Origin of the sequence: Celeribacter halophilus, from assembly GCF_018860305.1 — a bacterium.
Taxonomy (GTDB): Bacteria; Pseudomonadota; Alphaproteobacteria; order Rhodobacterales; family Rhodobacteraceae; genus Celeribacter; species Celeribacter halophilus_A.
The window spans coordinates 99080-113048 of record NZ_JAHKPE010000030.1 but is presented as its reverse complement, the minus strand read 5'-3'; the positions used below and the strand labels follow the sequence as shown (position 1 = coordinate 113048).

The 13969-nt window shown below is 60.4% G+C and carries 12 protein-coding genes; 5 read left to right on the top strand and 7 right to left on the bottom strand.

Translation table 11 applies throughout. The features are described from left to right. Positions 1-14: 14 nt before the first annotated feature. From KO492_RS11645 to KO492_RS11615, 7 genes are all read right to left on the bottom strand, one after another. Positions 15-863: an SMP-30/gluconolactonase/LRE family protein gene (locus tag KO492_RS11645; protein ID WP_216045109.1), complete on the bottom strand. Its 849-nt coding sequence runs from the start codon at positions 861-863 to the stop codon at positions 15-17. Then, the gene (locus KO492_RS11640) at positions 860-1468 is read right to left on the bottom strand and encodes a 2-dehydro-3-deoxy-6-phosphogalactonate aldolase (protein ID WP_216045108.1); all 609 of its coding nucleotides are present in this window, start codon (positions 1466-1468) and stop codon (positions 860-862) included. The genes KO492_RS11645 and KO492_RS11640 overlap by 4 nt, the downstream gene beginning before the upstream one ends. Beyond that, the gene (locus KO492_RS11635) at positions 1465-2355 is read right to left on the bottom strand and encodes a 2-dehydro-3-deoxygalactonokinase (protein WP_216045107.1); all 891 of its coding nucleotides are present in this window, start codon (positions 2353-2355) and stop codon (positions 1465-1467) included. The genes KO492_RS11640 and KO492_RS11635 overlap by 4 nt, the downstream gene beginning before the upstream one ends. Next, on the bottom strand, positions 2352-4424 hold the full coding sequence (locus KO492_RS11630) for an alpha-galactosidase (protein WP_216045106.1): 2073 nt from the start codon (positions 4422-4424) through the stop codon (positions 2352-2354). Before KO492_RS11630 ends, KO492_RS11635 begins: the two co-directional genes overlap by 4 nt. Further along, on the bottom strand, positions 4421-5266 hold the full coding sequence (locus KO492_RS11625) for a carbohydrate ABC transporter permease (RefSeq protein WP_216045105.1): 846 nt from the start codon (positions 5264-5266) through the stop codon (positions 4421-4423). The genes KO492_RS11630 and KO492_RS11625 overlap by 4 nt, the downstream gene beginning before the upstream one ends. 1 nt (position 5267) lies before the next feature. Further along, positions 5268-6092 carry a carbohydrate ABC transporter permease gene (locus KO492_RS11620; protein ID WP_303482288.1) on the bottom strand — a complete coding sequence of 275 codons (825 nt, stop codon included), beginning with the start codon at positions 6090-6092 and terminating at the stop codon, positions 5268-5270. Between the two features lie 169 nt (positions 6093-6261). Then, the gene (locus KO492_RS11615; protein WP_216045103.1) at positions 6262-7497 is read right to left on the bottom strand and encodes an ABC transporter substrate-binding protein; all 1236 of its coding nucleotides are present in this window, start codon (positions 7495-7497) and stop codon (positions 6262-6264) included. Positions 7498-7619: 122 nt separating this feature from the next. Here KO492_RS11615 and KO492_RS11610 point away from each other — a divergent pair, with 122 nt between their 5' ends. The 5 genes from KO492_RS11610 to KO492_RS11590 all read left to right on the top strand — a co-directional run bounded on the left by KO492_RS11610 (position 7620) and on the right by KO492_RS11590 (position 13908). Beyond that, the gene (locus KO492_RS11610; RefSeq protein ID WP_216045102.1) at positions 7620-8468 is read left to right on the top strand and encodes an IclR family transcriptional regulator; all 849 of its coding nucleotides are present in this window, start codon (positions 7620-7622) and stop codon (positions 8466-8468) included. Positions 8469-8540: 72 nt separating this feature from the next. Next, positions 8541-9602 carry an ABC transporter ATP-binding protein gene (locus tag KO492_RS11605; RefSeq protein ID WP_216045101.1) on the top strand — a complete coding sequence of 354 codons (1062 nt, stop codon included), beginning with the start codon at positions 8541-8543 and terminating at the stop codon, positions 9600-9602. Then, on the top strand, positions 9599-10534 hold the full coding sequence (locus KO492_RS11600; protein WP_216045100.1) for a Gfo/Idh/MocA family protein: 936 nt from the start codon (positions 9599-9601) through the stop codon (positions 10532-10534). Before KO492_RS11605 ends, KO492_RS11600 begins: the two co-directional genes overlap by 4 nt. A 19-nt stretch (positions 10535-10553) precedes the next feature. Next, positions 10554-11702 carry a galactonate dehydratase gene (gene dgoD, locus KO492_RS11595; protein ID WP_216045099.1) on the top strand — a complete coding sequence of 383 codons (1149 nt, stop codon included), beginning with the start codon at positions 10554-10556 and terminating at the stop codon, positions 11700-11702. 1 nt (position 11703) lies between these two features. Beyond that, complete coding sequence (locus tag KO492_RS11590; protein ID WP_216045098.1) at positions 11704-13908, top strand: glycoside hydrolase family 2 protein; 2205 nt, start codon at positions 11704-11706, stop codon at positions 13906-13908. Positions 13909-13969 lie beyond the last annotated feature (61 nt).

Below are 13969 nucleotides of genomic sequence, written 5' to 3'. Positions count from 1 at the left end.
CCTCTACACGTCGCTTAAAGCCGGAGGGCCGGTTCGGCCCGCCCTGCGACCCCTGCAGGTGCTTGGTAGATAACCCCCTGCCCCGCATCGGGCGTCTCCATCCCTTCGCACGCGGTGGTGACAAAAAGCGTCTCGAATGTCGGCCCGCCAAACGCCGGACAGGAGCAATGCCGTCCGGCAAGCGCAATCGCGCGATCGAACCGACCATCAGGCAGGTAGCGCGCCACGCGTCCGGCCCCCCATTGCGCACTCCAGAGTGCGCCTTCGCAATCGGTCTGTGCGCCGTCGGGGTTCAACCCTTGCGCAGTCAAATCCACAAAGACATCCGGCGCGGCATCGGGCCACCCGTCCGCATCCAGAGAGACGGTCACGATCCTGCCCTCCGCCGTATCCGCGAAATAGGCCCGTCGCCCGTCCGGCGCAAAGCAGATCGAATTCGGGATGGTGATTTCGGGAAACAAAAGCTCCACGGCACCGCCATAATAGCGGTAGATCGCGCCCGCCTTGGCTTCGGCATGTTTACCCATGCTCGACACCCAGAAACCACCCATCGGATCGGCTCGCCCGTCATTGCATCGGGTCTCACTTCGGTCCGCTTCAATCCCGACCAGCGGCTCATGCGCCCCTGTTGCGATATCAAAGCGGCGCAATCCGGTTTCGGTTGAAAGGACCAAAGTCTCCGCATCCACCCACGCGGCAGCTGAGGCCATCTGGCCGATCTGCCATTCCAGCGGCTTTTGCCCTGATCGGCTCAGAAGCCGACCGGCAAGAATATCGAACCAGAAAAGCTGCCCGCGTTCGGGGTGCCAGAAAGCACCTTCTCCGAGGAAACACGGTCGATCATCAAAAACCTGCGCCGTCATTTGCCACGAACCTCATCAAGGCAGGACACCAGACGCCGCGCCTTTTGGGCCACGGTTGCGGCGCTGTCGCCGGGTTTGTAGATCGACGAGCCGATCCCGTAGCCCGCCGCACCTGCTGCATGCCAGTTGGCCATGTTCTCCACCGAGACGCCACCCACAGCAAACAGAGGCACCCCTTTGGGCAGGACCGCCTTCATCGCCCGCAACCCGATGGGGCCGATCAATTCGCCGGGAAAGAGTTTCAAACCATCTGCACCCGCGTCCAGCGCGGCAAAGGCCTCGGTCGGGGTCATCACACCGGGAAAGCTCTGCAATCCGGCGGCCTTGCTTGCAGCGATGACCTCCGCGTTGCAATTCGGAGACACGATCAGCTTGGCCCCCGTGGCGGCAACGGCGTTTACCTGATCGACGCGCAAAACCGTGCCTGCGCCGATCAAGGCCCGATCCCCGAAGGCATCAACCATCGCCTTGATGCTATCGAGCGGGTCGGGCGAATTGAGCGGCACTTCGATCCGCGTCACGCCTGCCTCCAGCAAGGCTTCGGTCACGGGCAGGGCTGCCGGCGGGGTGATCCCGCGCAGGATCGCAATCAAGGGGCGGCTCATGTCTGATCTCCTATCGTCTGTTGCGCGGCGTAGAGCCCCGCGAGCGTTACATCTTCGGCATCATGGACCGTTGCGCTGATCCCGCAGAGCGCCAAGGCGCGCGTGTAGAGCGGGCTCAAGACCGGACTGCCAATCAAGGCGACAGAACCTCCGGACCATATCTCATGGGTCGCGGCCAGTTCCCACCCGATCAGCAACCCCGACAGCCGCGCCGTAGCGGCATTGGCGTCCAGATCACCGAGCAAAGCCCCCGCCCGCAGGCCGAACAGCGCGCCATAGGCAAGGGCCGGATTCACATAGGCTTCGGAACAGGCCGCCTCGAAAGCGGCAAGATCATCCCCCGCCCCGCCCAAAGAATGTCGCAGGACCGAGTGACGCGACAGCAGATCGAAGATTTCGCCGGTCATGCAGCTTTGAAAGCGCATGATTTTCCCGTCACGCAGCCCGACCCATTTTGTGTGGGTGCCCGGCAGGCAAACCGTTCCGTTAAAGTCCGGCTCACGCAACAAAAGCCCCGCAATCTGGGTCTCCTCCCCGCGCATCACATCGGGCGGGCTATCCTGACGCACGCCACAGGCAATGTAGACAGGGCGGGCCTCATGGTCGGGAACCCGCACCAGTCTTGGTGCGGCGGCGCAAGGCACGGGCGCATAAGGGGCTTCGAACCAACCCTGACGGGATCCGACCATGCCGCAGGTAACAACCGGAGCCGTGCCCCAGCCCTCCACTGCCGTTTCCAGCACCGCGCCGAAGTCCGCAGGCGCCAGTTTGCCCATGCCCTGATCCGTGGCGCGACGCTCAAGCACCTCGTGCCCGCGCATGGCCCAGAGCCGCAAATGCGTGGTGCCCCAGTCGGCGGCAATCCAGTCCGGCATCGTATGGCTCATAGTCTTTCTCCTTCGATGATCCGGATGCGTTCGGGGAAACTCCAAGGCAGGGTCATCCCCTGCCCCATGAGAGCCTGACCGCTCAATTCCACCGCACCGGCCTTGAGCGCGGGGGTGCCGCGGGACAGATGTGATGTCTCATCCGCATTGATCAGCCGGACACGATACCGCGCCTTGGGATCAAGTCCGCTCAAACGCAATGGGCGGGGCAATATCTGATCTGAGGGTGTCACCTGCCCTGCAAAGACCACGAAACGCTGACCGTCTTCGGCCAGTTGCAACTCTGCAATCACCGCCGGATCTGCGCTTTCCAGCCGGAGAATATCGGCGCGCATACGCCAGTCACGGTTGGCCTTCCACCATGCGGTGACGGTGGAGAGAACCTCGGCCTCTGTGTCGGTCAGTTCGCGGGGGTCCATCTCGAAGCCCATATGCCTTTGTGCCGCAACCCAAGCACGGGTGTGAATATCAATCTCCCGCCCCGAGGTGTGACAGACGCGCGGGCCAACGTGGCTACCTGTGACCGAAGCGGGCAGGAACAGGGCGGCGTCATGTTGAATGCGCAACCGCTCCAACGCGTCGTTGCTGTCGGAAAGCCAGACCCGTCCGGTGCGTTCCAGAATACCGAAGTCGATGCGACCGCCGCCCGAAGCACAGCTTTCAAACTCCACCGAGGGATGCGCTTTTCGCAGTTGGTCGAACAGGTCGTAAACCCCACGCGTCTGGGCCGCATCCGGTGCGGGCAAAACCCGATTGTGATCCCATTTGATATAGCTGATGTCATAGTCCGAGAGCAGCCCGTCGATCGCCTCGAACAGATAGGCCCGCACCTCGGGGCGCGCGAGATCAAGCACGCGCTGTTGGCGACCTTCGATCTGGTCTTCCGGTCCCAAAAGCCAGTCGGGATGTGCCCGCGCCAGATCGCTGTCGCGGTTGACCATCTCCGGCTCGAACCAGATGCCAAAGCTCATGCCGAGGCTTTTCACATGGTCGATCAGCGGCGCCAGCCCGTCGGGATATTTACGCGGGTCAATCTGCCAATCGCCAAGGCTGGTGGTGTCATCGTCCCGACGCCCGAACCACCCGTCATCCAGCACAAACCGCTCAGCACCAAGTGCCGCAGCACGGCTGGCAATCTCTTGCAACTCGGACAGGTTATGATCGAAATAGACCGCTTCCCAGCAATTGTAATGCACAGGGCGCGGGGAGGTTTGCGGCGCGGTGTGCCGCAGGTGCCGCTGGAACACACGGGCGCAGCCGTTTGAGCCCTCTTGCGAAAACGCCGAGAAAAGCGTTGCGGTTTCAAACCGCGTGTCCGGTTGCGGCTCCGAGCCGGAGGCATGGCCGAACTGGATTTGGCGACGCCCGTCAGGCAATTCTTCCGCCACCATCCGGTGACCGCCCGACCAGCCATAGTGAAAGGCGCGGGTCTCTCCCGAGGTCTTGGTCGCTCCACGCGCGGGCAGGATCAGACCGGGGAAATGTTCGTGACCGGTGCGCCCTGTGTGGTTGTCTCGCACCCGTTGTCCTGCCTGCCAAGGTGTTGAGGCAATCCGGAACTCCCCGCACCACCGGCCCGAAAGCTCCAGCATCTCGTCGGCCAGTTGCGGGGCCGGAAAGACCGGCGCGGTCAGCCAATGCAAGGTGATCGGCTCCGCACTTTCAATGGCAGCCCGCGCAGAAATGAGGCCGGTGCGTGGGTCAAGCGCAAAGCTGGCCCGATAGCGCAGCCCCGTTGCCTCATCGGCATAGACCAAGGTCACGCCATTGTCATCGCTCTCCTCCGCCTCGAAACGGAAGGCAGGGCGCAGCGGGCGGCCTTTGGCGTCATAGGCGATCAATCCCGGTTCTCCCGGAAAACTTTGTGTGCTCTCCGGACAGATCGAAACCTCCGGCGCACGGTCCAGCATACCGCCCGTCACATCGGCTCGACAGGCTTGCGCCAGTGAGGTCAGGTCTTCATCCTCCGGCAAGGCCGCCCCCCAATAGATGATCTCGGGAAGGCGATCATCATGGCTTGCCAGAACAAGGCTTTGCTGCGGGTCTTCAAGGTGCCATGTCCGGATCATTTGACCGCCCCGAGCGTCAGCCCTGCAATGAAGTGTTTCTGCATCAGAAAGAACATCGCCACCGGCGGCAGTGCGGCAAGGATGGAGCCCGCAGACACCAGATGCCAAGCCGCGACCCATTGACCGTTAAGCGATTGCAGCCCTGCGGTGATCGGCTGGGTATCGGCCCCTGTGGTCAGGACCGTCGCCCAGAAATAGTCGTTCCAGATAAAGGTAAAGACCAGAACGGAAAGGGCCGCGATGGCCGGACGGACCAGCGGCAGGACAATATGCCAGAAAATCTGCCATTCTCCGACGCCCTCGACACGGGCGGCTTCGATCAGTTCCTGCGGCAGGGCCTTGATAAAGTTGCGCATGAACAAGGTGCAAAAGCCGGTCTGGAACGCCACATGGAACAGCGCAAGCCCCGTGATCGAGTCATAAAGCCCCATGTTCACCGTCAAATCCCGCACCGGCACCATCAAGATCTGGAAGGGCACAAAGTTGCCCGCGACGAACATGAAAAATATGATGAGGTTGGAGCGGAATTTATAGACGGCGAGCGCATAGCCCGTCAGACACGACAGAGCCACAGCGCCGATCACCGTCGGGATGGTGACACGGAAAGAGTTCAGCATATAGCTGGCAAAGGGCGAGTTTTTGAACACATCAAGGTAGTTCGAAAAGGCCAGCGCCGAAGGCATGCCGAAGTAATTGCCCTGCGCCAGATCACTGGACGGACGCAGGGAGGTCACAGCCACCCCCAAAAGCGGCAGGAGCCAGATCACCAACATGACCGGAAGCGCGACTTGATAGGTGAGCCGTGCGGTCGGGCTCATGGATTGGACAGGTTTCGGAAACATCTCAAAGCCCCCTTTCGTCGCGCCACATCTTCCAGATGAAGCCCGAAATGAAGATCATCATGATCGCGAAAAGCACCACCGCAATCGCGGCGCCATAGCCCATGCGATAGCCGTATTCGGAGAGTGCTTGCTCATACATGTAATAGGACAGCACACGCGAGGAGCCGAAGGGACCGCCATCGGTCATGATCGACACCAGATCAAAACTGCGCAACGCTCCGATCACCGTCACGACCACGGCGATAAATGTGGCCGGACGCAGTTGCGGCAGAACCACATACCAGAGCATCTTGATACCCTTGGCCCCGTCAAGGCGCGCGGCCTCGATCTGATCGGGAGCGACGGCATTCAGGCCCGTCAGGTAGAGGATCATGCAATAGGCGATCTGTGGCCAGAGTCCCGCAACGATGATCCCGTAAGTGACCGTGTGGGGGTTGGCGAGGACCGCTATGCCTTCCCCGCCGAAGATTTTCGTCAATTCGAACAACAGGCCGAACCCCGGCGCATAGAACCAGGAAAAGATCAGGCCCACCACGACTTGCGAAATCACGAAGGGGAAAAAGAACAGGGATTTATAGATACGTATCCCGCGCACGGTCTGGTTCAGGAAAAGCGCGATGAACAATCCGAAAGGGATTGCCAGCATATAAAGCACCAGCCAGATCACATTGTTCTTGAGGCTGGTATAAAAGGCCTCGTCATCAAGAAGCTCGATATAGTTCTCGATCCCGACCCATATTTTCGGGCTTAGACCGTCCCATTGAAAAAACGAGATCCACATCGACTGGCCGATGGGGATGATGACGTAGACCAGAAACATGATCATGCCCGGTGCAAGAAACAGCCACGGAGCCAGTTTCCGGCCAAGTCTGCGACGGGGGGTAAAAGCGCCGCTGTTGCGCGACGCAGGGACGGATGAATCGGTCATCACGGCTCTCCTCGTTTGGGGGAACAAGGGGCGGCACCCTCACAACAGGCACCGCCCCCGGGGAGGATCAGTCTTTGTAAATGCGCTGACGCATCTTCTCTAGGCGCTCAAGAATGGCGTCCAGATGATCCGGATAGGCCATGAATTCCTGGAAACCTTCCATTCCGGCCTTGGCCATCTGGGCCGGCGCATCGCGGTCAAAGAACTGGGCAATGCCGCCCTCTGCCGTAGACAGAACCTCGAACCCCTGTTGCAGGAAGGGATCGTCGCCGACTTCGCTGTTCTTGTTGATCGGCAACTGGCCAAGCGTGGCATTCACTTCGCTTTGCACATCCGCACGCGCCAGATAGGCGAGGAATTTCTTGGCATCCTCGACGTTCTTGGCCCCTGCCGGAATGTGGATCGTGTCCGTGGGGGCTTCTTCCGCGCGGGGAATGTCGGGATTGATCGTCGGGAAGTCCATAAAGCCCAATGTGTCATTGGTCATCCCGCCATCCTTGAAGGTGGCGACCGCAAAATTGCCCATGACGTAATTGGCGGCCTTGCCCTGAACAATGTTCGAGGCGGCGTCCTGCCAGTCAATCGCGGCCACGTTTTTCGAGGTGTAGGGCACCACTTTGGCCCATTCGGCAAAGACATTGCGCACGCGCTCATCGGTCCACGGCACTTCGCCGTTGGTGAGTTGCATGTGGAAGTCATATCCGTTCGTGCGCAGATCGAGATAGTCGAAAATCCCCGCAGCGGGCCAGAGCGCCTTGGTCCCTGTGGTCAGACAATCGACGCCGATCTCCTGAAACTTCTCGCAATTCGAGATGAATTCGTCCCAAGTGGTCGGAACATCAACGCCCGCTTTGGCATAGACGTCTTTGTTATAATAGATGCCCCACTGGTAGTAGGTGTAAGGCACGCCCCATTGCTTGCCATCAATGGTCATCGACGAAAGCGCGGAACTCAGACTGTCTTTCAGCCCGTTTTCTTCCCACACATCCGACACATCCACGAACTGTCCGGCTTTTACAAAGGGGGCCATACGGTTGCCCGCATACCAGTTGGCCAGATCCGGACTGTCCGCCGTAAGAAAGTTGCGGATCGCGGTCTTGTAACCCTCGTGGTCAAAGGTGTTCACCTCGACAGTCACATCGGGGTTCTCGGCTTCAAACCCTGCCACAAGCTGCTCGAAAGCGGCTTTGGGGGCGGGATCAGAGGCGTCTGTAAAAAGCTTGAGCACACGCTGTTCGGCCATCGCCGGCATCGCAAGCGCACCCACCAGCGCGGTCAGCGCCGTTGTCTTCAAAATATTCATTCGGTTTCCTCCCGTTTTGCAGCACAGGCCCCATATTTTAGTTTCAAATATTGGAACCATGTTTTACATATTGAAATGTTGCCGCGAATCTTTCATCCTGTCAACAGTCCTGAGGAGGAACCATGACCGACGCATCCCGAACCCCTGGCAAAAAGACCGAGCAGCCCCCTGCACGTTCTGCAGGCAAATCCGACGGCACCGTCGGGCGCACCTTGGCCGTGCTGGATCTTGTGGCGGAGTTCGGGCGCCCCGTGCGGTTTGCGGAATTACTGCCTAAGGCAGGCCTGCCGAAAGCAACGCTTTACCGCTTTCTGCAAACCCTCACCAATCAAGGCATGCTGGCCTATGATGACGAACGCCAAGCCTACAAACCGGGACTGCGCCTCGTGCGTCTTGCCCATGCGGCTTGGGCGCAAAGCTCGCTTGCTCCGATCGCGGCGGGTTATCTCGACCAGCTTTCGCAACAGACAGGCCAGACCCTGCACCTCGCGCAGCTGGATCAGGGCATGGTGCTCTATGTGGACAAACGCAACGCCGCCCGTCCGGTGGAAATGTTCTCGCAATCGGGCAAGGTCGGACCGGCCTATTGCACCGGTGTGGGCAAAGCGATGCTGGCCTATCTGCCCGAGAATGCCCTGCTAGACGCGCTGAAGCGCCAGAGTTTCCACCGCTTCACCGACACCACCTTTACGGACGCAGAGAGCCTGCGGGCGGAGTTGAACAATATTCGCGCGCGCGGTTTTGCGTGGGACAATGAAGAACACGAACCCGGCATCCGCTGCATCGCCGCGCCGATCCTGTCGGCGCAAGGCCGTGTGCTGGGTGCGATTTCCATCACTTCGGGCCAAAGCGACAGCCACGCCCAACTCGAAACCTACGCACCGCTTCTGAAGGAAACGGCCGATAAAATTGCGCAGGCCGCTATGGAGTGGCGCTTTCCCGAACAACAACGCGCAACAGAACCAGCCTGACAGGACCCGATCGCGCCCGAACAGACCAGACAGCGCACCAGATATAACGCCAGTAATAAGGGAGGAGACCTTGTGAGCGGAGTGACCTTAGAGAAGATCGTCAAGAAATATGGCGATGTGAAAGTGATCCACGGAGTCGATCTTGCGGTCGAACCGGGAGAATTCTGCGTCTTTGTCGGCCCATCCGGCTGCGGCAAGTCCACGCTTTTGCGGATGATCGCGGGGCTGGAAGAGACCACCAGCGGTTCCATTCGCATCGGCGGGCAGGACGTGACCCATGCCGAACCCGCAGAACGCGGCATTGCGATGGTGTTCCAGACCTATGCGCTCTACCCGCATATGACCGTGGCCGAGAACATGGGCTTTGGCCTGAAGATGAACGGTCATCCCAAGGAAGACATCGCCGCAAAAGTCAAAGAGGCCGCGCAAATTCTCAAACTCGAACCGCTGCTGGACCGCAAACCTGCGGCTCTGTCGGGCGGGCAACGGCAACGTGTGGCCATCGGACGCGCCATCACGCGCGGGCCGGAGGTGTTTCTGTTCGACGAACCGCTTTCCAACCTCGATGCGGAATTGCGTGTGGAAATGCGGGCCGAGATTGCCCGACTGCACCGCGAGATCGGTGCCACGATGATCTATGTCACCCATGATCAGGTCGAAGCTATGACAATGGCCGACAAGATCGTGGTGCTGCGCGCGGGCTATATCGAGCAGGTCGGTCGTCCGATGGATCTGTATGACGATCCCGACAACCGTTTTGTTGCGGGGTTCATCGGCTCGCCCTCGATGAATTTCCTCGCCGCAACCGTCTCCGGCGGCAAACTCGACATCCCCGCTCTGGGACAGAAATTCGACAGTCCGGTTGCCCTGCCGCCCGAAGGCACGGCGCTTGAGATCGGTATTCGCCCCAATGCCCTTGAGTTGAGCGGAACCGAAAGGCCGTTCAGCATCCAGATGGCCGAGAACCTCGGTGGCGTCAGCTATGCCCATCTGAGCGCCTCCACTGGCGAGCGCGTTGTGGTGGAGACCGACCAGCGTCTCGAAACCTCCGGCGGCGGCACGGTGGGGCTGAATTTCGATCCGGCCTCGCTCTACCTGTTCCGTGCGGACAACGGCGCAAGGGTGCGCGGATGAGCCTTGCAATCGGTCTTGTGGGGCTTGGAGCCATTGCCAAGGCCCAGCATCTTCCGGCCATTGCCGCGACCGAAGGCGTGCATCTTGCCGCCATCGCCAGCCGCAATGCCGCCCTACCCGATGTGCCAAGCCACCACGGCTTGACCGAAATGCTCGCGGCACATCCAGAGCTCGACATCGTATCCCTTTGCACCCCGCCACAGGGGCGGTTCGAACAGGGGATGGAGGTGTTGCGCGCGGGACGTCACTTGATGCTCGAAAAACCGCCCGCCATGAGTTTGAGCGAAATCGAAACCCTGCGCGAAACCGCAGCGCAGGCGGGACGCACGATCTTTGCCACATGGCATTCACGCGAAGCCGCCGCTGTCGAGGCAGCGCGGGCTTGGCTTTTGGAGCGCAAAGCCACGAGGATTGCGATTACATGGCGTGAGGACGTGCGCAAATGGCATCCGGGGCAGGAGTGGATCTGGCAACCCGGCGGGCTAGGCGTCTTTGATCCGGGCATCAACGCCCTGTCGATCCTGACGCGGCTTCTGCGCGACCCCGTCCATCTCAAATCCGCAACCCTGAGCATTCCCGAAGGACGCCAGACACCGATTGCTGCAGAGCTGACACTGTGCGCAGGCGACACACCCGTCACGGCGCAATTCGACTGGCGCGAAACCGGTGACGAGCTTTGGCGTATCACGATTGAAACCAACGAGGGCGATCTGGCGCAGCTTGACAAGGGCGGCGCGGAATTTTCGGTCAACGGCGCGCAGATATGTAGCGGCGACAACCACGAATACGCCCGCCTCTATGCCCGCATGCGTGATCTGGTGACGCAAGGGCAAAGCGATCTCGATCTCGCGCCGCTGCGCCTTGTGGCCGATGCTTTCATGACCGCCCGTTTCAACACTGTCGCGCCGTTTGACACCGAAGCGGCCCAATAAGTTTTTCTGAGGATAGACTATGAAAATCACCGCAATTGAGACCTTCATCGTGCCCCCGCGCTGGTGTTTCGTGAAAATCTCCACAGACGAGGGCATTTCCGGCTGGGGCGAACCTGTTCTGGAGGGCCGCGCGGCGACGGTTGCGGCCTGTGTCGAGGAACTGTCCGACCTTCTGATCGGCAAGGATCCCGGTCATATTCAGGACCACTGGACGGTGATGTATCGCGGCGGGTTCTATCGCGGTGGCGGCATCCATATGTCCGCCATCGCAGGCATTGATCAGGCGCTTTGGGACATCAAGGGCAAAGCCTTAGGCGTGCCGGTCCACGCGCTTCTGGGCGGTCAGCAACGCGACCGGATTCGGGTCTATAGCTGGATCGGTGGCGACCGCCCCGGCGACACCGCCCGCATGGCCCGCGACTGTGGGGATCGCGGATTTTCGGCGGTCAAGATGAACGGCACAGAGGAGCTTCAGTTCATCGACAGCCATGCCAAGATTGACGCGGTTCTGGAACGTGTGCAGGCCATTCGCGACGAGATGGGGCCGGATTTCGGAATTGGCGTCGATTTTCATGGCCGCGTGCATCGCCCGATGGCGAAACAACTGGCCAAAGAGCTCGCGCCGTTCAACCTGATGTTCATCGAGGAACCGGTGCTCAGCGAACATGCCGAAGCCCTGCGCGAGATTGCCAACCATTGCGCCGCGCCCATCGCCTTGGGCGAGCGGCTCTACAGCCGTTGGGATTTCAAATCCGTGTTACAAGGCGGCTATGTCGACATCATCCAGCCCGACCCGAGCCATTCGGGCGGCATCACAGAGACCTACCGCATTGCGGCCATGGCTGAGGCCCATGACGTCGCGCTGGCGCTGCATTGTCCCTTGGGGCCGATTGCCCTCGCAGCCAACCTGCAACTGGATGCGGTCTGCTACAATGCCTTTATTCAGGAACAATCTCTGGGCATCCATTACAATCAGGGCTCCGACCTGCTCGACTACCTGATTGATCCTTCCGTCTTCGAATACAAGGACGGTTTCGTGGCGATCCCGCAAGGGCCGGGATTGGGCATTGAGGTAAACGAAGCCAAAGTCCGGCAAGCCGCCGCTGAAGGTCACCGCTGGCGCAATCCGGTCTGGCGTCACCCAGATGGCAGCTTTGCGGAGTGGTAACATGAGAGAGATGACAACCCTGAACACCGGCTGGACCTTTGCCGCCGGTTTCGATCCCGCCCATATCAATGCGCCAATGGCGGGAGAAAGCGTCACCCTGCCCCACAACGCCATCGATCTGCCGATGAGCTATTTCGACGAACGCGCCTATCAGAAGCCCTTTACCTACCAGCGCGAAATCCGGTGGTCTCCGGCATGGGAGGGCAAATGCGTCCGTCTGCGGTTCGATGCCGCTATGGCTGATGCGACGGTCTGGCTCAACGGGATCGAGACCTGTCACCACCGTGACGGTTACACGCCCTTTACTGTCGATCTGAGCGATGCTTTTGTGGACGGGAAACTCCTCGTCACCCTGCGCGTTGACGGAGCGGAAAACCCCGAGATTCCGCCCTTTGGTGGCCGGATCGACTATCTCACCTATGCCGGCTTTTACCGCGATGTCTGGCTGGAAGTCCTGCCTGCGCGCCACATCATCTCGGTCAAAATCGAAACGCCCGATGTGCTGGCCGCATCCAAGACCGTGATTGCCAAAGTCGCGACCAGTGAGGCGGGGCCGGTCAATGCGCAGATCACCGATGCCCAAGGCCGCGAAATCGCACACAGCTCCGGCGAGGGGGATATCCGGTTTGAGGGCCTGACAGACATCACGCTTTGGTCCACGCAGACGCCTGCGCTTTACACGCTGACGCTCACCCTGCCCGACAGCGGTGACCGGCTCACCCAACGCTTCGGTTTTCGCGAAGCACAGTTCACGCCGGAGGGGTTCTTTCTCAACGGCGAACGGGTGATCCTGCGCGGCCTCAACCGGCACCAGAGCTTTCCCTATTCCGGCTATGCGCAAGGCAAACGCAGCCAGCAACGGGATGCCGAAATTCTGCGCTTTGATCTGGACTGCAACATCGTGCGCACGTCGCACTATCCGCAAAGCCCCTATTTCCTCGACCGCTGCGACGAGATCGGCCTGATGGTCTTTGAGGAAATCCCAGGCTGGCAGCATATCGGCGGCCCCGTGTGGCAAGATGAATCCCTGCGCAATGTCGAGCGGATGATCCGTCGCGACTGGAACCATCCCTCCATCATCATCTGGGGAGTGCGGATCAATGAAAGCCCCGATGACGATGCGTTCTATACGCGCACCAATGCCCTCGCCCGCGATCTCGACCCGACGCGACAGACCGGCGGTGTGCGTTGTATTCCCGACAGCACGCTGCTTGAAGATGTCTACACGATGAACGATTTCATCTTGGGCGACTTCGAAATGCCCTTCTCCAACCGCCCGCGCACCGCACTGCGCGATCAACAGGAGGTCACGGGCCTGCCGGAGCGTGTGCCCTATCTGGTCACCGAATATAACGGCCATATGTTCCCGACCAAGGCGGGTGATCCCGAACATCGCCAGCACGAGCATGTAATCCGCCATCTTGAAGTGCTCAACGCCGCCCATGATCCGGCCTCCGGTCTGGCGGGCTGTATCGGGTGGTGTATGTTCGACTATAACACGCACAAGGATTTCGGCGCCGGAGACCGGATTTGCCACCACGGTGTCATGACGATCTTCCGTGAACCGAAATTCGCCGCCTATGCCTATGCCAGCCAGCGCGATCCCGAGGACGAAATCCTCATGGAGCCCGTCACCGTCTGGGCGCGTGGGGAGCGCAATATCGGCGGGGTGCTTCCGCTGATCGTGCTGACCAATTGCGACGAGGTGGAACTGTCCTATGCCAATGTCACGAAACGCGTCGGGCCGGACCGTGAGCGTTTCCCCCATTTGCCGCACCCACCGGTCATCATTGACCACCGCCATTTCACCGAAGACGAGTTGGGAGACTGGGGCGAAAGCTGGCACGCGGGACAGTTGCGCGGTTTTCTGAACGGGGAGATGGTGGTGGAGCGTTTCTTCCCTGCCGACGCCGTTCTGGACCGGCTGGAACTGGCTCCCGATGTTCAAGAGGCCGAGGCCGATCCAAGCGACGACATCCGCGTGATGATCCGCGCGCTGGATCAGGCGGGCAACAAGCTCCACTTTCTGAACGAACCCGTGTTTCTGGAGGTCGAGGGCCCCGCGACGCTTATCGGCCCGAGCTGCCCCGTCCTGCAAGGCGGGACCACGGGTTGCTGGCTCCGCCTAACGGGAGAACGCGGCACGGTGCGGCTCACCGCAACACTGCGGGATCATCGGGAAGATACTCTGATCGAAGCGCGTTAATCCGGTGCGTTGAGGCGGGTTCGCCTGCGGCTTACACCGACCATCTCGACAAAGACCCGCC